This window comes from Serratia sp. TSA_198.1 (assembly GCF_052686505.1).
The window spans coordinates 16,251-34,769 of sequence record NZ_JBQZFP010000011.1 but is presented as its reverse complement, the minus strand read 5'-3'; the positions used below and the strand labels follow the sequence as shown (position 1 = coordinate 34,769).

Annotated in this window: 18 protein-coding genes; 12 read left to right on the top strand and 6 right to left on the bottom strand. The window is 59.1% G+C overall.

The window, feature by feature from the left end; all coding sequences use genetic code 11:
- Window positions 1-29 precede the first annotated feature (29 nt).
- From ACUTSW_RS24585 to ACUTSW_RS24565, 5 genes are all read left to right on the top strand, one after another.
- On the top strand, window positions 30-1,271 hold the full coding sequence (locus tag ACUTSW_RS24585) for a pyridoxal-phosphate-dependent aminotransferase family protein (protein ID WP_197912126.1): 1,242 nt from the start codon (window positions 30-32) through the stop codon (window positions 1,269-1,271).
- Window positions 1,271-2,527 (top strand): allantoate amidohydrolase, encoded by a 1,257-nt coding sequence (gene hpxK / locus ACUTSW_RS24580; protein ID WP_241921246.1) that lies wholly within the window; start codon window positions 1,271-1,273, stop codon window positions 2,525-2,527. Before ACUTSW_RS24585 ends, hpxK begins: the two co-directional genes overlap by 1 nt.
- Window positions 2,527-3,027 (top strand): 2-oxo-4-hydroxy-4-carboxy-5-ureidoimidazoline decarboxylase, encoded by a 501-nt coding sequence (uraD, locus tag ACUTSW_RS24575; protein ID WP_445585560.1) that lies wholly within the window; start codon window positions 2,527-2,529, stop codon window positions 3,025-3,027. Before hpxK ends, uraD begins: the two co-directional genes overlap by 1 nt.
- Window positions 3,020-3,355 carry a hydroxyisourate hydrolase gene (gene uraH / locus ACUTSW_RS24570; RefSeq protein WP_445585559.1) on the top strand — a complete coding sequence of 112 codons (336 nt, stop codon included), beginning with the start codon at window positions 3,020-3,022 and terminating at the stop codon, window positions 3,353-3,355. Before uraD ends, uraH begins: the two co-directional genes overlap by 8 nt.
- A gap of 74 nt (window positions 3,356-3,429) precedes the next feature.
- The gene (locus tag ACUTSW_RS24565) at window positions 3,430-4,782 is read left to right on the top strand and encodes a nucleobase:cation symporter-2 family protein (RefSeq protein ID WP_004949032.1); all 1,353 of its coding nucleotides are present in this window, start codon (window positions 3,430-3,432) and stop codon (window positions 4,780-4,782) included.
- Between the two features lie 42 nt (window positions 4,783-4,824).
- Here ACUTSW_RS24565 and ACUTSW_RS24560 read toward each other — a convergent pair whose 3' ends face one another.
- A complete protein-coding gene (locus ACUTSW_RS24560) occupies window positions 4,825-5,598 on the bottom strand; it encodes an amidohydrolase (RefSeq protein WP_013811621.1) in 774 nt (257 codons plus the stop codon).
- Window positions 5,586-6,746, bottom strand: coding sequence for a pyridoxal phosphate-dependent aminotransferase (locus tag ACUTSW_RS24555; RefSeq protein WP_445585558.1), 1,161 nt, complete (start codon window positions 6,744-6,746; stop codon window positions 5,586-5,588). Before ACUTSW_RS24555 ends, ACUTSW_RS24560 begins: the two co-directional genes overlap by 13 nt.
- A gap of 162 nt (window positions 6,747-6,908) precedes the next feature.
- Between ACUTSW_RS24555 and ACUTSW_RS24550 the strand changes: the two genes are divergently transcribed.
- The 3 genes from ACUTSW_RS24550 to ACUTSW_RS24540 are packed head-to-tail and all read left to right on the top strand — an operon-like array spanning window position 6,909 to window position 8,748.
- Window positions 6,909-7,523: a methylthioribulose 1-phosphate dehydratase gene (locus ACUTSW_RS24550; protein ID WP_445585557.1), complete on the top strand. Its 615-nt coding sequence runs from the start codon at window positions 6,909-6,911 to the stop codon at window positions 7,521-7,523.
- A complete protein-coding gene (mtnC, locus tag ACUTSW_RS24545) occupies window positions 7,520-8,209 on the top strand; it encodes an acireductone synthase (protein WP_445585556.1) in 690 nt (229 codons plus the stop codon). Before ACUTSW_RS24550 ends, mtnC begins: the two co-directional genes overlap by 4 nt.
- Complete coding sequence (locus ACUTSW_RS24540; protein ID WP_063202606.1) at window positions 8,206-8,748, top strand: 1,2-dihydroxy-3-keto-5-methylthiopentene dioxygenase; 543 nt, start codon at window positions 8,206-8,208, stop codon at window positions 8,746-8,748. The genes mtnC and ACUTSW_RS24540 overlap by 4 nt, the downstream gene beginning before the upstream one ends.
- Before the next feature lie 35 nt (window positions 8,749-8,783).
- On the opposite strand, the gene mtnA is transcribed toward ACUTSW_RS24540, so the two are convergent.
- Window positions 8,784-9,812 (bottom strand): S-methyl-5-thioribose-1-phosphate isomerase, encoded by a 1,029-nt coding sequence (gene mtnA, locus ACUTSW_RS24535; protein ID WP_063202604.1) that lies wholly within the window; start codon window positions 9,810-9,812, stop codon window positions 8,784-8,786.
- Between the two features lie 143 nt (window positions 9,813-9,955).
- Here mtnA and mtnK point away from each other — a divergent pair, with 143 nt between their 5' ends.
- The gene (gene mtnK, locus ACUTSW_RS24530) at window positions 9,956-11,155 is read left to right on the top strand and encodes an S-methyl-5-thioribose kinase (protein ID WP_445585555.1); all 1,200 of its coding nucleotides are present in this window, start codon (window positions 9,956-9,958) and stop codon (window positions 11,153-11,155) included.
- A gap of 91 nt (window positions 11,156-11,246) precedes the next feature.
- Here the strand turns inward: mtnK and ACUTSW_RS24525 are convergent, their stop codons facing one another.
- Together ACUTSW_RS24525 and fadE are read right to left on the bottom strand one after the other, a co-directional pair.
- Window positions 11,247-11,399, bottom strand: coding sequence for a Hok/Gef family protein (locus ACUTSW_RS24525; RefSeq protein ID WP_004949052.1), 153 nt, complete (start codon window positions 11,397-11,399; stop codon window positions 11,247-11,249).
- A gap of 288 nt (window positions 11,400-11,687) precedes the next feature.
- Window positions 11,688-14,144 (bottom strand): acyl-CoA dehydrogenase FadE, encoded by a 2,457-nt coding sequence (gene fadE / locus ACUTSW_RS24520; RefSeq protein ID WP_445585554.1) that lies wholly within the window; start codon window positions 14,142-14,144, stop codon window positions 11,688-11,690.
- A 245-nt stretch (window positions 14,145-14,389) separates the two neighbouring features.
- On the opposite strand from fadE, the gene lpcA reads away from it, so the two are divergent.
- Entirely contained in the window at window positions 14,390-14,971 is a 582-nt protein-coding gene (gene lpcA, locus ACUTSW_RS24515; RefSeq protein WP_004949058.1) for a D-sedoheptulose 7-phosphate isomerase, read from the top strand.
- A gap of 96 nt (window positions 14,972-15,067) precedes the next feature.
- Entirely contained in the window at window positions 15,068-15,871 is an 804-nt protein-coding gene (locus ACUTSW_RS24510) for a class II glutamine amidotransferase (RefSeq protein ID WP_004949060.1), read from the top strand.
- On the opposite strand, the gene dpaA is transcribed toward ACUTSW_RS24510, so the two are convergent.
- Complete coding sequence (gene dpaA, locus ACUTSW_RS24505) at window positions 15,806-16,573, bottom strand: peptidoglycan meso-diaminopimelic acid protein amidase (RefSeq protein WP_445585553.1); 768 nt, start codon at window positions 16,571-16,573, stop codon at window positions 15,806-15,808. The genes ACUTSW_RS24510 and dpaA overlap by 66 nt on opposite strands.
- A 595-nt stretch (window positions 16,574-17,168) precedes the next feature.
- On the opposite strand from dpaA, the gene ACUTSW_RS24500 reads away from it, so the two are divergent.
- Window positions 17,169-18,518 carry a Na(+)-translocating NADH-quinone reductase subunit A gene (locus ACUTSW_RS24500; protein ID WP_445585552.1) on the top strand — a complete coding sequence of 450 codons (1,350 nt, stop codon included), beginning with the start codon at window positions 17,169-17,171 and terminating at the stop codon, window positions 18,516-18,518.
- Window position 18,519 lies beyond the last annotated feature (1 nt).

The following is an 18,519-nucleotide window of genomic DNA, read 5'->3' as shown; positions in this document are numbered from 1 at the left end:
ATAACTTATTAAGTTGATAAGGAATGAACATGTTAGATATCACCCAGTTCGATCAGATTAATCCGCCGGCTCGCCTGTTGATGGGGCCGGGGCCGATCAACGCCGATCCGCGCGTGTTGCGCGCTATGTCGAGCCAGCTGATCGGCCAGTACGATCCGGCGATGACCGGCTACATGAATCAGGTGATGGAGCTGTACCGCGCGCTGTTCCGCACCGAAAACCGCTGGACCATGCTGGTGGACGGCACCTCGCGTTCCGGTATTGAGGCCATGCTGATCTCCTCGATTCGCCCCGGCGACAAGGTGTTGGTGCCGGTGTTTGGCCGTTTCGGCCATCTGCTGTGCGAAATTGCCCGCCGCTGCCGTGCCGAGGTGCACACCATCGAGGTGCCCTGGGGCGAGGTGTTCAGTGCCGATCAGATTGAAGACGCGATCAAGAAGGTGCGCCCGCGCTTGCTGTTGACGGTGCAGGGCGATACGTCCACCACCATGTTGCAGCCGCTGGAAGAATTGGGTGACATCTGCCGCCGCCACGGCGTGCTGTTCTACACCGACGCCACCGCCTCCTTCGCCGGCAACCCGCTGGAAACCGACGCCTGGGGGCTGGATGCGGTATCCGCCGGCCTGCAGAAATGCCTGGGCGGCCCGTCCGGCAGTTCGCCCGTCACCCTCAGCCCGCAGTTTGAGGAGATCGTCCGCCGCCGTAAATGCGTGGAGCAGGGCATTCGCACGGCTGACCATGCCGACGGCGACGACGAGATGATCTACTCCAACTATTTTGATCTCGGTATGATCATGGATTACTGGGGCCCGGAGCGGCTGAACCACCATACCGAAGCCACCAGCATGCTGTTCGCCGCGCGCGAATGCGCCCGGGTGATCCTGGAAGAAGGGCTGGAAAATACCATCGCCCGCCACAAACTGAACGGCGCGGCGATGCTGGCCGGCATTCAGGGCATGGGGCTGGAGGTCTTCGGCGATCTCGATAACCGCATGAACAACGTACTGGGCGTGGTGATCCCGCAACAGGTCCACGGCGAGCAGGTGCGTCAGATGATGCTGAATGATTTCGCCATTGAGATCGGCACCTCGTTCGGCCCGCTACAGGGCAAGATCTGGCGTATCGGCACCATGGGTTACAACGCACGCAAAGACTGCGTGTTGCAGACGCTGACCGCGCTGGAAGCAGTGCTGAACCGGCTGGGCTTCGCCAGCCAACAGGGCGAAGCCTTGCAGGCGGCCTGGAATACCTACGACGCCGGGATCCGCTGATGGCGGCGCTGTTAACCGCCCAGGAGGCGGAACAGGCGGCGGCTCGTGTTATGGCGCGCTGCGATGCGCTGGCGGCGATCAGCGCCACGCCGGGCCAACTGACGCGGGTCTATCTGTCGCCGGAACATCGGCGTGCCAACCAACTGGTGGGCGACTGGATGCGTACCCTTGGCATGATTGTGCATCAGGACAGCGTCGGCAATATCTGCGGCCGTTACGAAGGCCAAACGCCAGGCGCACCGGCGTTGCTGCTCGGCTCGCATCTGGATACGGTGCGCAATGCCGGCCGCTATGACGGCATGCTCGGCGTACTGACCGCACTGGAAGTGGTGGCACATCTGCATCGGCAGCAGCGGCGTTTGCCGGTGGCGGTGGAGGTGATTGGCTTCGCCGATGAAGAAGGCACCCGCTTTAGCGTTGCCCTGTTGGGCAGCCGGGGTATCACCGGGCAGTGGCCTGCCGAGTGGCTGGAACGGACCGATGCCGAGGGGATCAGCATGGCGCAGGCGCTGCGCGAGTTTGGGTTGGATCCTGCTGCGGTGGGTGAGGCTAAGCGTGCGCAACGGGATATCTGCGGTTATCTGGAGCTGCATATTGAACAGGGGCCATGCCTGGAGGCGGCCGATTTGGCGCTGGGGGTGGTGACGGCAATCAACGGCGCTCGCCGGCTCAACTGCACCTTTACCGGCGAGGCGGGCCATGCGGGCACCGTGCCGATGGGGCAACGCAAAGATGCGCTGGCGGCGGCGGCAGAATGGATGGTGGCCGTCGAGACGATCACCACGGCCTGCGATCCGCATCTGGTGGCTACCGTTGGCAGAATCGAAAGCCTGCCGGGAGCGGTCAACGTCATCCCCGGCGAGGTAAAACTGTCGCTCGATGTGCGCGGCCCGGAGGATGGCCCTCTGGCGGCGTTGCTGGTGCAACTGCTGGCACAGGCTGAGGCGATCTGTGCGCGCCGGGGGTTGAGTTTTGCCAGCGAAGAGTTTTACCGCATAAATGCAACAGCCTGTGATGCAAATTTGCAACGGCGTTGGCAGGATGGCGTGATGCAGGTACAAGGCCGCAGTATGGCGCTGCCGAGCGGCGCCGGGCACGATGCGATAGCCGTGGCGGCCTGCTGGCCGGTGGGTATGCTTTTTGTGCGCTGCGATCGCGGTATCAGCCATCATCCGGCTGAGGCCGTCACTCAAGCCGATGTGGCGCTGGCGATTCAGGCCTACTGTCAGACGGTTGGCAGTTGGGAGGAAGCCTGATGGATTTGCAAGCGTTTAACCGGCTGTCGCCGCTGGAAGCCGAGCGGTTGCTGCGTCCCTGCGTGGATATTCCTTCCTGGATCGGTGCGGTAATTGCTGCCCGGCCGTTCGCCGGCATTGATGCCGCACTGGCGTTTGCCCTGCAGGCGTCACAGCGCTGGCAGGAGGAGGACGTCAATCGGGCGTTGGCACAGCATCCACGCATTGGTGAACGCACCAACGGGGCAGGCCGTGAGGCGCAGTTTTCCCAGAGAGAACAGGCGGCGGTCAATACGGAGGACGCCGCACTGGCCGAGGCGCTGCTGGCAGGCAATCAGTGTTATGAAGCGCAATTTGGTCAGGTGTTCTTGATACGCGCCGCCGGCCGCGATGGGCAGGCTATATTGCGTGAGCTGGAGCGTCGGTTGAGCAACAATGCGGAGCAGGAGCAGCGGGAAACCGCCGAACAGCTGCGTGAAATCGTGATGCTGCGTTTTAAGGAGTTACTGAGCGATGAGTAATATCAGCACCCATATTCTGGACACCTCACTCGGTAAACCTGCGGCAGACGTGCGGGTGTGGCTGGAGAGAGAGCACGACGGGCAGTGGCGGATGCAGGTCGAAAGCCATACCGATGCCGACGGCCGTGCGCGCAACCTGACGCCGGATGGCCTGACCGCCGGACATTACCGTCTGTCTGCCGATCTCGGCGGCTATTTTGCCGCAGGCCGGCGCGACACGCTGTACGCCACGGCGATTATCGATTTTGTCGTCGGCGATGCGACACAGCATTACCATTTACCGCTGTTAATCAGCCCCTATTCGTACTCGACCTACCGCGGCAGTTGATCTGATCCACTGACGTACCCTCGGGCGCGGTGTACCGCGCTCCCGGATTCAATCACCCAGCAAACGGGGGAAATATGGCTCTGTCTCAGGATAAGGGTGCGGCTTCATGCTGCCCGGAAGATGAAAAACTGCCGCTGGGAAAAACCTTTGCCTTCGGCCTGCAACATATTTTGACCATGTACGGGGGAATTATCGCGCCACCCTTGATCATCGGTTCGGCTGCGGGTTTAGGCGCGCCGCAGATTGGCATGCTGGTGACGGCGGCGCTGTTTGTCAGCGGGCTGGCGACGTTGCTGCAAACCCTCGGCCTGCCCGGCCTGGGTTCACGCCTGCCGCTGGTGCAGGGCGTTTCCTTCGCCGGGGTGGCGACCATGGTGACTATCGTCACCGGGGACGGCGGGCTGCCTGCGGTATTTGGTGCGGTGATCGCCGCCTCGCTGGCGGGGCTGTTGATCGCACCGTTTTTCTCGCAAATTATCCGCTTCTTCCCGCCGGTGGTGACCGGCACCGTGGTGACGGTGATCGGGCTGTCGTTGATGCCGGTGGCGGTGCGCTGGGCGATGGGCGGCAACGCCAAGGCGGCGGATTGGGGGGCGACCGGGAATATTGGCCTGGCCGCTTTCACGCTGGCGGTCATTTTGTTGCTCAATAAGATCGGTTCCCCGACGTTGAAGCGGTTGTCGGTACTGCTGGCGATGGCCGTGGGCTGCGTAGCGGCGGCGCTGGCGGGGAAAGTGAGCTTTGCCGCCGTGGGCAACGGGCCGTGGCTGGCCTTCCCCGAACCTTTCGCCTACGGTTGGCCAACCTTCGAGCTGAGCGCGATCCTGTCCATGCTGTTGATCGTGCTGGTGCTGTTGACGGAAACCACCGCCGGGCTGATGGCGGTGGGGGAAATTGTGGGTTCGCCGGTCAATTCGCGTCGTATCGCCAAGGGGCTGCGCGCCGATATGCTCTCCAGTGCGCTGTCGCCGGTATTTAACTCATTCCCGCAAAGCTCGTTTGCCCAGAATATCGGCCTGGTGGCAATCACCGGCGTGAAAAGCCGTTTTGTGGTCAGTGCCGGGGGCGCCATTCTGGTGCTGCTGGGCGTGTTGCCGGTTCTGGGGCGGCTGGTGGCCTGCATTCCGTTGCCGGTATTGGGCGGTGCCGGCGTGGTGCTGTTCGGTTCGGTGGCTGCCAGCGGCATTCGCACTCTGGCGAAGGTGGAGTATAAGGACAATATGAATCTGGTGGTGGTGGCGACGGCGATCGCTTTCGGCATGATCCCGATTGTGATGCCGACTTTTTACGATCAGTTCCCGAATTGGGTCCGCACTTTGCTGCATTCTGGCATTAGCGCGTCGTGTCTGGCGGCGCTGTTGCTGAATCTGTTGTTCAACCGGATCGATGCGGCAGAGAAAAATGCGACGGAGGAGGAGCTTTCCTGAAGAGAGCAGGCGCAGCGGACTGCGCCCGTAAGGATCAAAGGATCAATCGTGCCGCAGGAAGCTGTCGGCATCGCGCCAGGCCGGGAAAGCGCTGCGGTAACTCTGCAGGTTTTCCAGCGACAGTTCGGCGTCCAGCCGTGCGGCGGCGCCCGGTTCCGCCTGCGCCAGCGTTTCGCCTTGCGGGCTGAGGATCAGGCTGTCGCCGCTGTAGTTCAGCCCGTTGCCGTCTTCGCCAACGCGGTTGCAGCCGGCCACGTAGACCTGATTCTCAATGGCGCGTGCGGCCAGCAGCGTTTGCCAGTGTTTGCTGCGCGGCGCCGGCCAATTGGCGACGTACAGCGCCAGATCGTAATCCTGCTGGTAGCGGGACCACACCGGGAAGCGCAGGTCGTAACAGATCTGCGGCAGAATGCGCCAGCCGCGCCACTCGAAAATCTCGCGTTTTTTACCGGCGCGGTAATGCAGGTGCTCGCCGGCCATGCGGAACAGGTGGCGCTTATCGTAAGCATGCACCCGGCCGTGAGGTTCGACCAACAAGAAACGGTTGACTGCGCCCTCGGCAGTTTTCAGCGCCACGCTACCACCGACCAGAGCGTTGCTTTTGCTGGCCCAGCCGTGCAGCCAGGCGATCACCTGTTGTTCCGGCAGCGCGCTTTCCCCGGCGTCCATCGCGAAGCCGGTGGTGAACATTTCCGGCAGCACGATCAGATCGCGGCCGGTCAGCGGTGCCAGCAGCTCATCGAAATGGCGCAGGTTGGCTTCGCCGTCGCGCCAGACCAGCGGTTGCTGCAACAGGGTAATTTTTAAAGTCGACATAACCGCTCCGCAGCCGCATCCAGCGTGGCGTCCTGTTTAGCGAAGCACAGCCGGATCAATTTATGAGGGAAAGGATCGGCACAGAAGACCGACAGCGGAATTGCCGCCACGCCCACGTGCTCGGTTAACCAATGACAGAAAGCGACGTCATCCAAATCGGAGACCGCGCTGTAATCCGCCAGCAAGAAGTATGTACCTTCACAGGGTAAAATTTCCAGTCGGCTGTTTGACAGCGCCTGCACAAAGCGATCGCGCTTGGCGCGGTAAAACGCCGATAACTGTTGCCAATGCTCCGGCTCGCTGCGCAGCATATCCGCCAGCGCCAGCTGTGCCGGGGTATTGACCGAGAAAGTCAGGTATTGATGCACTTTACGTACTTCGGCGCTCAGCGCGGCGGGGGCCACGCAGTAACCCACTTTCCAACCTGTCATGTGGAAGGTTTTGCCGAAAGAAGACACCGCAATGGCGCGTTGCCGCAGTTGCGGATGGGCCAGCACGCTGGCATGGCCGCCCTGGGCAAAGCAAATATGCTCATACACTTCGTCGCTCAGCACATAGATTTCGTGATCGCTAATCGCGCGCCACAGCTGTTGCATATCTTCCGCCTGCCAGGTGGTGGCGGACGGGTTGTGCGGCGTATTGAGGATCACCAACCGGGTACGTGGCGAAAGCAATTCGGCAAACTGCTGCCAGTCCACGCCGAATGCAGGCGGCTGTAGCGCAATGCGCTTCAATGTGCCGCCAGACAGCGTGACCGCCGGCGCATAGCTGTCGTAGCTCGGGTCGAAACAAATCACTTCATCGCCGGGGCGCACCAAGGCGCTGATGGCGGCGAACAGCGCTTCTGTGGCGCCTGCCGTCACCGTGACTTCGCTGGCGGCGTCCGGCAGCCAACCGTACAGCCCGGCGGTTTTCTCGGCGATGGCTTCGCGCAATGGCACAACACCGGTCATGGGGGCATATTGGTTGGCCCCCTGGCTGACGTGCCAGGCCAGGCGATCTTTCAGATAATCCGGGCCATCGAAATCGGGGAAGCCCTGCGACAGGTTGATCGCCTGATACTGCGCCGCCAGCGCACTCATCTGCGTGAAAATGGTGGTGCCCAGAGCGGGCAATTTACTGTCGGGAATCAATGCTGATGTGCTCATAGCAGGCTAATACTCCTGGCGCTTAGGTTGCCGTCAATATAACACGATGTTAGTATTTGGCAATCAAGACGCTTAGATGGCTAAATGAAGAAAAGATCTAACTATATAAGCAAATCATTCTAAGCTTCACCTGCTGGACGACCTTACTGACCGGGAAAAATAATGACAGAAAATCCGCAACTTATAGCGTTATTGGCTGCCTGCCACTGGATTGGCGAAAAGGGCTGGTGCCCGGCGACCGGCGGCAATATGTCGCTGCGTCTCGACAATCAACGCTGCCTGGTGACCGAATCCGGCAAGGATAAAGGCAGCCTGACCGAAACGGACTTCCTGCTGGTGGAAACGGCGACCAATCATGTGCCGAGCGGCCGCACGCCTTCGGCGGAAACCGGCCTGCATACCCTGATTTACCGGCTGTATCCGCAGATAGGTGCGGTACTGCACACCCATTCGGTGAATGCGACCGTACTGTCGCGCGTTGAACGCAGCGATGGGCTGGTGTTGCAGGGCTATGAAATGCAAAAATCGCTCGGCGGCCAGAGCAGCCATCTGGACAGCGTGATTATTCCCATTTTCGATAACGATCAGGATATTCCGCGGCTTGCGGCGCGCGTGGCGGCGTATGCCGAAGTGACGCCACTGCAGTACGGTTTTCTGGTCCGTGGACACGGCCTGTATTGCTGGGGCCGCCAGGTCGCGGAAGCCCGTCGTCACCTTGAAGGGCTGGAGTTCCTGTTCCAGTGCGAACTGCAACGCCGTTTACTGGAGGCTAAATGATCCGCGCCATCGTCACCGATATTGAAGGCACCACCAGCGATATTCGCTTCGTGCACCAGGTGCTGTTTCCCTATGCGCGTGAGCGGCTGGCCGAGTTTCTCCGTCAGCACGCTGCCGATGCCGAAGTGGCCGCACCGCTGGCCGCGCTGCGGCAGGAGATTGAGCAACCGCAGGCGGACATTGAGCAACTGATTGCCGCGCTGTACCGTTTTATGGATGAAGATCGCAAATCCACCGCGCTGAAGGCGCTGCAGGGCATCATTTGGCGCAGCGGCTACCGGAACGGTGATTTTCGCGGCCATCTGTACCCGGAAGTGGCTGGGCAACTGGCCGCCTGGCAGCAGCAAGGGTTGAAACTGTACGTCTACTCTTCCGGCTCGGTGGAGGCGCAAAAGCTGCTGTTCGGCTACAGCGACGCCGGGGATTTACAGCCGCTGTTCAGCGGCTATTTCGATACCCACGTCGGCGCCAAGCGTGAAACCGCTTCGTACCGAAATATCGCCGCTGAAATCGGCATTGCGCCCGACGAGCTGTTGTTTCTTTCCGACATTCATCAAGAGTTGGACGCCGCACGCGCCGCAGGCTGGCGTACTTGTCAGTTGATCCGCGACGACGCCGATGCGCAGAGCCGGCACCCGCAGGTTAACCGTTTTGATCAGATCGATTTAGGGGAGTTTGCCTCATGAGTGGATTGACCATTTTCAGCGATAAAGAGCCGCAGCAGCCGTTATGGCAAAGCCAGGATGCCGAGGCCATTCAACGGCAACTGACGCAAATTGGCGTGCGCTTCGAGCGCTGGCAGGCGGATCGCGAACTGGGTGAAAACCCGGAGCCGGCGGCGGTGATTGCCGCCTATCAGCACGAGATTGATCGGCTGGTGGCGGAGAAGGGTTATCAGAGTTGGGACGTGATCAGCATGCGTCCGGATAATGAGCAACGCGAAGTCTTGCGCAGCAAATTTCTTTCCGAACATACGCACGGCGAAGATGAGGTGCGCTTCTTTGTGGCCGGCGCGGGGCTGTTTTGCCTGCATCTGGATGGCAAGATCTTCCAGATCCTGTGCGAGAAGAACGATCTGATCTCGGTACCGGCCAATACCCGTCACTGGTTCGACATGGGGTCGGCGCCCAACTTTACCGCGATCCGCGTCTTCGATAATCCGGAAGGTTGGGTCGCGCATTTCACCGGCGACAGGATCGCCGATGCCTATCCGCGCCTGGATTAACGTTTAACGGGGCGGCTTTTGCGCCCCGTTATTGATTACCCCAGTGCCCGCTGGAAGATCCCGTCATTAACCTGTTGCGGCGTAATCACGCCGCTGTCGAACACCCAACCGCTAATCAGCGCCGCAGGCGTCACGTCAAACGCCGGGTTATAAACCGGGGCATCGGCAGGCGCCCACTGGCATGATCCGAAACTGCCGGACACGCCGGTCACTTCGGTTGCGGCCCGTTGCTCAATCGGGATGGCCGCGCCGTTCGGGCAGTGCGGATCGTGGGTGGTGTGCGGGGCGGCCACGTAGAACGGAATGCGGTGATAGTGCGCCAGCACCGCCAGGCTGTAGGTGCCAATCTTGTTGGCGACGTCGCCGTTGGCGGCAATGCGGTCTGCGCCAACCCACACGGCATCTACCTGGCCCTGCGCCATCAGGCTGGCGGCCATCGAATCGCAAATCAACCGGTAGGGAATGCCGAGCTCGCCCAGCTCCCAGGCGGTAAGACGGCCGCCCTGCAGCAACGGACGGGTTTCGTCGACCCACACCTGCTGTACTTTCCCTTGCTGATGGGCGCGCAACAGCACCCCGATAGCCGTGCCGATACCGGCGGTCGCCAGGCCACCGGTATTGCAATGGGTCAGCAGGCGGCTGCCGGGCTGTACCAGTTCCGCGCCGTGATCGGCGATCCGATCGCACAATTTACGGTCTTCTTCCACCAGTCGCAACGCTTCCTCCACCATCGCAGGCACCCACTGCGGTTGTGCCAGAGCCTGCTTCATGCGGTCCAGATTGTTCATCAGATTAACCGCCGTCGGGCGCGAGGCGCGTAAGGTGGCCAAGGCTTGCTCCAGTTCTTCACGCGGCAGACCGCGTTCCGCCAGCAGCGCCAGCAACAGGCTGGCGGACAGGCCGATAAGCGGTGCGCCCCGTACCCGCAAGGTGAGGATATGATCGACCAACTCTTCTACGGTGTCACATTGGCGCCACTGTTTTTCCTGCGGTAAAGCCTGCTGATCGAGGATCCAAAGTCGGTTGTCACTCAGGGTCAAACTGGTGGTGTTAAGCGATTGCATCGGCAGTTAAATCCTTGTTGCGTTGTTATTGCATCTGAAAAGGTATTCTGCCAACATGCCATACGGATGTATAGACGTCCAAATGCTTTTACGTCTAAAAAATAACATCGCTGCGTCAGTGAGAAAAATCAGAGGGGTTGGGAATGTCGCTTTATCGTACCTTTACTGCTGCCGATGCCGTTGAATATGCCCGCCAATACGGGCAGTTGGCCGATCCGCAGGCGCTGGTGAGCGCTGACGAGATTGGTGACGGCAACCTGAACCTGGTGTTCAAAATCCGCGATCGCGACGGCGTAAGCCGGGTGATCGTCAAACAGGCGTTGCCGTACGTACGCTGCGTGGGCGAATCCTGGCCGCTGACCCTGGATCGGGCGCGCATTGAAGCGGAAACCCTGTTGATCCACGGCGGCGTTTGCCCACGGCATACGGTGAAGGTGCTGCATCACGATCCTGAATTGGCGGTGATGGTGCAGGAGGATCTTTCCGATCACCATATCTGGCGCAACGAGCTGATCAAAGGCCACTATTACCCGTTGGCGGCCGGACAACTGGCGGAATATCTGGCGCAAACCCTGTTTCATACCTCCGATTTTTACCAGACGGCGCAAGAAAAAAAGACCGAGGTCAGCCGCTTCACCAACCCTGAGCTGTGCCAGATCACCGAAGATCTGTTCTTTACCGATCCCTATATCGATCACGAACGCAATCAGTTCGACGAGGCGCTGCTGCCGCAGGTGCGAGCGCTGCGTGACGATACCGCGCTGAGGCTGGCGGTGGCCGGGCTGAAGCACCGTTTCCTCAGCAAGGCGGAAGCGCTGCTGCATGGCGATATTCACAGCGGCTCGATTTTTGTTGCGGAAGGCAAGCTGAAGGCGATAGATGCCGAGTTTGGTTTCTATGGCCCGATAGGTTTTGACGTCGGCAACGCGTTGGGTAACCTGTTGCTGAATTACTGCGGCCTGCCTGGCCTGCTAGGGCCGCGCGATGCCGCCGCCGGGCGGGAGCAGCGCCTGCAGGACGTGCGTGAACTCTGGCTGATTTTTGCCGATCGCTTCCTGGCATTGTGCCACCAACAAACCCGCGAGATTGCGCTGGCGGTGCCGGGCTATGCCGAACAGTTCCTGCAGCAGGTATGGACCGATGCCATAGGTTACTGCGGCAGCGAGCTGATCCGCCGCACTATCGGCCTGGCACACGTCGCCGATCTGGACAGCATCAGCGATGCCGAAATGCGCGCCGAATGCCAGCGCAGTGCCCTGAGCCTGGGCCGTGCGCTGATCGTCAACGCGGCGCAGATTGAGCATATCGACGCACTGCTGGCGCGTATCCGCCAGAACGGCTAGGCGTTGTTTGGGCACCGCCGGCAGGAAGAGGGTGCTCATGGATCTCTGTCTGACAACCAACGGGCGGGGCGAACCCCGCAGTTGGGTTGCCTTACCCTTCGGATTCGTAAGCCAAAATGGCCGCAACCTCCGTGTCTCCCAGTTTGATGCGCAGTTCACATAGCGAACCGCGAGTGATCAACATGAACGCAATCAGCGTCATGCAGATAATCATCAGCCTCAGAACGACCCGTTCCTGCTGCATTTCTGACCTCCTTATCCTTGCCTTCCGGCGGGTAAGAGGCTAACCTGATGTTGTTTGGACATTCAGAGTGGCCTCGGGTTGATAATATCGACTCGGGGCCTTTCTCTTTCTATCCGTTGCTTATGCCCCGGAAAGAAAGATCCAGAGCACCCGCTACGCAGTCTATCCGATTATTCCCGGGTTAAATTAGTCGTTCTGGCAAGGTTGCGAGCCGCCGCGCATTTTGCTGCAGCACAAAAAGAAAAAGGGGCGATAATCATCGCCCCTGGGTGAATGGGAGTAACGCTGTTACGCCGCTTCGGTGTGCTGCTGGCGTTTAGACGGCGCTACCGGTTTTTCCGGCTTGTTGGCCGCCAGCGCATCCGGCTCGAAGTCATCTACGTTGATGGAACGCAGGCGGCTCTCTTCGGCTTTCACCAGGATCTTCGCTTCATCGGCGCTGATCTTGCCTTCTTCCAGCGCACGCTGTGCCAGGCGATCCAAACGGGTAAACGGCAGGTTTTTGCCGCTTTCCTTGCACAGGCGCAGATGAATCGGCTCGGCGGCAATGACGTCAGCCAGCGCGGCTTCCAACAGGCCAACCGGGTTATGCTCGCTTGGCGTCAGGTACTGGCCACGGCCCAAACGGCTGCGGGTTGCGGACGGCTGCTGGATGATCTTGGCCAACTGGTGGTCCAGACGGTCAGAAGGTGCGGTATGCACGCGGCCGAACGGGAAGATCACGAAGCGCATTGCGCCGGCGATAAAGCGGTTCGGGAAGTTGCGCAGCAGATCGTCCAACGCCTGTTCTGCCTGATGCAGACTGTCCTGCACCCCCCAGTGTACCAGTGGCAAATCTTCTTTCTGACGGCCTTCATCCTCAAAACGTTTCAGCGTCGCGGAAGCCAGGTACATCTGGCTGAGAATATCCCCCAGACGGGCGGAGATACGCTCGCGGCGTTTCAGGCTGCCGCCCAGCACGCCCATGGAGACGTCCGACAGCAGCGCCAGGTTCGCGCTCAGGCGGTTCAACTGTTGGTAGTAACGGCGTGTCGCATCTTTGGTCGGCGTGCTGCTGGTGCGGCCATTGGTCAGGCCCAGCCAGAAGCTGCGTACCTTGCTGCTGCCCACGTGGCCCAGATGGCCGAACAGCGATTTGTCGAAGGCGTTCAGATCATTGCTTTGCGCAGCCGCCATCTCGTCCAGTACGTAGGGATGGCAGCGGATGGCGCCCTGGCCGAAGATCATCATGGTGCGGGTCAGGATATTGGCGCCTTCAACCGTGATGGCGATCGGTGCGCCCTGGTAGGCTCGGGCCAGGAAGTTGGATTTGCCCAACATGATGCCTTTACCGCCGGCGATATCCATTGCATCAATGATTGCCTGCTGGCCTCTGTGGGTACAGTGGTATTTCACGATGGCTGACAGCACCGCCGGTTTCTCGCCCAGCATCAGGCCGCTGGTGATCAGCGTTGCCGCCGCATCCATCACATAGGTGTTACCGGCGATACGCGCCAACGGCTCTTCGATGCCTTCCATCTTGCCGATAGAGATCTTGAATTGACGGCGGATATGGGCGTAAGCGCCAATGGCCAGCGCCATAGACTTCACGCTGCCGGTCGAGTTGGAAGGCAGGGTGATGCCGCGGCCTACCGACAGACACTCAACCAGCATGCGCCAGCCCTGGCCGGCCATTTTTGGTCCGCCGATAATGTAATCGATAGGGACGAACACGTCGTTGCCGCGGGTTGGGCCGTTCTGGAACGGCACGTTCAGCGGGAAGTGGCGATTGCCGATTTCAACGCCTGGGGTGCTGGTCGGGATCAGCGCGCAGGTGATGCCCGGTGATTCGTTATCGCTCAGCAGGCGGTTCGGGTCATGCAGTTTGAACGCCAGGCCCAGCACGGTTGCGACCGGCGCCAGCGTGATATAGCGTTTGTTCCAGGTCAGGCGCATGCCCAATACCTGTTCGCCTTGCCACTCGCCCATGCAGACGGTGCCGACATCCGGAATAGCGCCGGCGTCTGAACCCGCTTCCGGGCTGGTCAGGGCGAAACAAGGGATCTCGTCGCCGCGCGCCAGGCCTGGCAGGTAGTGGTTTTTCTGCTCGTCGGTGCCGTAGTGTTGCAGCAGCTCGCCAGGGCCGAGGGAGTTTGGCACGCCGACGGTGATTGCCAGAATACCGGAAACGCCGGACAGTTTTTGCAGCACGCGCGCCTGGGCATAAGGAGAGAAGTCCAGGCCGCCGTATTCTTTCTTGATGATCATCGCAAAGAAGCGGTGTTCTTTCAGATAGGCCCACAGTTCCGGCGGCAAGTCGGCCAGTTCATGGGTGATCTGGAAGTCGTTCGCCATGCGGCAGGCTTCTTCCACCGGGCCGTCGATAAACGCTTGTTCTTCGGCGGTCAGTTGCGGTTTCGGGTAGTTATGCAGCTTGTTCCAGTCCGGTTGGCCGCGGAACAGATCGCCTTCCCACCAGGTGGTGCCGGCTTCGATCGCTTCTTTCTCGGTGGTGGACATCGGCGGCATTACCTTGCGGAACGCGCGCAGCGCCGGAGCGGACAGCATCGAACGGCGCAGGGAAGTCACGTTCAGCGGCAGAAGGACGATCACCAGCGGCAGCAGCATCCAGAAGCTCCACAGGCCGATAACGCCCATGGCGGCGGTGTATGCCAGCAGAATAAGGCTACTGAGGGTGAGGTTCACTCGGTGATAAAACATCACACCAATGAGTGCCAGTAAAACAACAATACTAAGAACCATCATAAGAAGCTCCGAAGTAGTAAGAGGTCTGACCTGTTGTATGTATGTAATAGGTTTTAGTACAACCCCATATTTTTATCAATGCATTTACAGTTTAATTACAACTTAAGTCACAAACTGAGCGCATCAATAATCAAAAACCTCACTCGTACCTCAACCGGCGCGCTGTTTGGCTCACAGTGCTTCTCGGTTTTTCCCCGATCCGGTACACTGCGAAGCGGAAGATTGACGATAACAAGAGGTTCCTCATGTACCACGACCTTATTCGCAGTGAACTGAACGAAGCGGCCGATACCCTGGCGAAATTTATCAATGACGATGCCAATATCGACGCCATTCAACGCGCGGCAGTGCTGCTGGCCGATTCCTTTAAAGCCGGTGGGAAAGTGATTTCCTGTGGCAATGGCGGTTCTCACTGTGACGCCATGCACTTTGCCGAAGAGCTGACCGGTCGCTACCGCGAAAACCGCCCGGGCTATCCGGCGATTGCCATTTCCGATGTCAGCCACCTGTCTTGCGTCAGCAACGATTTCGGTTACGAATACGTGTTCTCACGTTACGTGGAAGCGGTAGGCCGTGAAGGCGACGTATTGTTGGGTATTTCCACTTCGGGCAATTCGGGCAACATCATTAAAGCTATCGAAGCGGCGCGCGCCAAAGGGATGAAAGTGATCACCCTGACGGGTAAAGACGGCGGCAAAATGGCCGGCTCCGCCGATGTGGAAATCCGCGTACCGCACTTCGGCTACGCAGACCGTATTCAGGAAATCCATATCAAAGCGATTCACATCTTGATTCAGCTGATTGAAAAAGAGATGGTTAAAGCGTAATGGCTTCAGGGGGCATGCCGCCCCCGCGACATTTTTAGGGGCGCCGCATGCTGCGCCCGCATAGACAGTGCCAGTGTGGGTAAGGAGTGGCAAGCGATGTGTGAACTGCTCGGGATGAGCGCGAACGTACCGACCGATATCTGCTTTAGCTTTACCGGGCTGGTTCAGCGCGGTGGCCGTACCGGGCCACATAAAGATGGCTGGGGCATTACCTTCTATGAAGGGAACGGCTGCCGTACGTTTAAGGATCCCCAACCGAGTTTCGATTCGCCGATCGCCCGCCTGGTGCAGGAGTACCCGATCAAATCCTGCGCGGTGGTCTCGCATATCCGCCAGGCCAACCGCGGCGAAGTGGCGCTGGAAAATACCCACCCCTTTACCCGCGAACTGTGGGGCCGCAACTGGACCTACGCGCACAATGGTCAGTTGAAAGGCTATCGCCAGTTGGAAACCGGCACCTTCCGCCCGGTGGGCCAGACTGACAGCGAATATGCGTTCTGCTGGCTGCTGCATCAGCTTTCCCTGAAATACCCGCGCACCCCGAGCCGTTGGCCGCCGGTATTCCGCTATATCGCTTTGCTGGCGGATCAACTGCGCAAGAAAGGGGTATTCAATATGTTGCTGTCGGACGGGCGTTTTGTGATGGCCTACTGCTCCACCAACTTATATTGGATCACCCGCCGCGCGCCGTTTGGCAAAGCCACGTTGCTCGATCAGGATGTGGAGATTGATTTTCAGCAGCAGACCACACCTGACGATGTGGTCACCGTGATTGCTACCCAACCGCTGACGGCGAATGAAACCTGGCACAAGATTGCGCCAGGCGAGTTCGCATTATTTCACTTCGGTGAGCGGCTTGGTTTGAGCGAAGGGGTTGGTGCTGGCAGCGGGAGCCGTTGACGCGTACTGCGTCATCTGGTTGCTGCTCATGACGGGCTGACCCAGCACGTACTGGCCATTGGAGACGCTGACCACCGGTGGCTGGTGATTCTTGACGAAGTAGTCGTAGCCCGGTTTCAACTGGTTCCAGAAGGCGATATCGCTGGATGAGCGGTGACGCTTCAGGTTCTGTTCGGTCATGCGGAACGGATAGATGCTGATATCGATCCGGTTCTGACCATAAGCGAATGCGGCTTCTACGTAACGGTAGATCTCATCCATATAGGTGTTGGTCATCGCGTAACAGCCAATCGATTTACATTCGCCGTGGATCATCAGATAAGCGCCGGAATAACCCTGCGACTTGTCGTAATCGTTCGGGAAGCCGATATTTATTGCGCGATAATATTTGCTATCGGGTTTCAGATGGCGTGCGTCGACGCTATAAAAACCTTCCGGGCTTTTGAAGTCGCCTTCACGGCGTTTCGGGCCGAGTCCGCCGGAAAAATTACAGATGCGGAAGGAGTTCACCAGACGGAATTCGTTGCCCATTTTGGCATACAATTCCAGCGTGCGTTCTTCTTTGAAGATCTGAATATAGACCGGTGAACCTACTAATTGCTGTTTAACTACCGGTGCCTCGGGAACCTGCTCGCTGGCGCTGCAGGCCGTGATCATCGGCAAAGAAAAAAGCATCGCAAACAACAGCGCGATTTTGCTCATTATTATTCCTGCTTATATTTATCTGCTGGCTCAATGAACTCGGCCGGCATGCCACTGATTATTGTTTTACTGCGTTAAAACCCCGCCAGATTACCAGTGTGTTTTTTTTTAGCAATATGCGATATGTATAAAAAAACTACAAACTTCGATAAAAGTGAATCGACAGGCAGTTTTTAACGATTGGTGATGCAAAACAGCAGAAATTTAATTGCATTTGCTTGACTCAGGTCACTGCTCAACGCAGAACAAAGTGGTGAAAAATGTTAATATTCCGGCTCCAATTAACCTGTTGTTGCAGTTGCATAAGAAGGCCTTGAGCTTATCTCCATGGCGATAACATGGGCTCTGCGGCAACAAGGTATTAACAGCGTTTTTGTCGAGAAAACCTTTTTTATCGTGCCAAACGAGGCCGGCGGGAGTTAATCAAGGGAATGTGCGTAACCCCATTTTATCGGCGCGAAAAAATTCATGTTGAGCGTGATGCCGTTGCGCTTAACCCGGAGGCTGCCGTTGCAGTCTCATCATCCAGGCATCGTCAGCACCAGCCTCTGGGGCCGGTAAGACGTGTAAACCTAGCCAACATCGTATAAATCCTATGATTAAAATCAGAAAAGGGTTAGATCTGCCCATTGCCGGAGCCCCGGTTCAGGCGATTCAGGACGGCCCACCAGTTCAGCATGTTGCCCTGCTTGGGGAAGAATACGTCGGCATGCGCCCTTCCATGTTAGTGCAGGAAGGCGATACCGTTAAGAAAGGCCAGGCGCTGTTCGAAGATAAAAAGAACCCCGGGGTTTTCTTCACGGCTCCCGCCAGCGGGCGCATTGCGGCAATCAACCGCGGTGAGCGCCGCGTGTTGCAGTCCGTGGTGATTGCGATAGAAAACGGCGGTGACGAGCAACTTGAGTTCGCTCATTATCCGGTCGCCGAACTGGCGGAGCTGCTGCGAGAGCAGGTTGAAGGCGAACTGATCGCCAGCGGCCTGTGGACCGCGCTGCGCACCCGCCCCTTCAGTAAAACGCCGTGTCCCGGCACCATCCCGCGCGCCATCTTCGTGACCGCCATGGACAGCCAGCCGTTGGCCGCCGATCCGCAGGTGATCATTGCCGGGCAACGGGAGGCCTTTAACGCCGGGCTGGCGGTGCTGGCGCGCCTGACCGACGGCAAGCTGCACGTTTGCCACGCCGCAGGTGCGAATCTGGGCAAACAGCCTGGCGCGCAGATAACCTACAACGAATTCGCCGGCCCGCATCCCGCCGGGCTGGTGGGCACCCACATTCACTTCCTCGAACCGGTCAGTTTGAAAAAAACCGTCTGGCATATCGGCTATCAGGACGTCATCGCCATCGGCACGCTGTTCACCACCGGCCATCTCGACACCCGTCGGGTGGTGGCGCTGGCCGGGCCGCAGGTGGAACAGCCGGTGCTGCTGCGTACCCGGTTGGGCGCCAGCATTGAGCAACTGACCGCCGGTCGCCTTAAAAGCGGCGAGAACCGGGTGATTTCCGGCTCGGTACTGAGCGGTACTCATGTCGCCGGCCCGAATGCGTATCTCGGCCGTTTTCACTCGCAGGTTTGCGTGCTGCAGGAAGGGCGTGATAAACAGCTGTTCGGCTGGATCGCGCCTTCGCCGGACAAATTCTCCATCACCCGCACCACGCTGGGCCACTTCCTGAAAAATAAGCTGTTCGCCTTCTCGACCACCACCCACGGCGGCGAGCGCGCAATGGTCCCGATCGGCAACTACGAACGGGTGATGCCGCTGGATATTCTGCCGACTCTGCTGCTGCGCGATCTGCTGGCGGGCGATACCGACAGCGCGCAGGCGCTGGGTTGTCTGGAGCTGGATGAAGAAGATCTGGCGCTGTGCACTTTCGTTTGTCCGGGCAAGTATGAATATGCGCCGGTGCTGCGCGACGTGCTGACCAAGATTGAGCAGGAAGGATAAC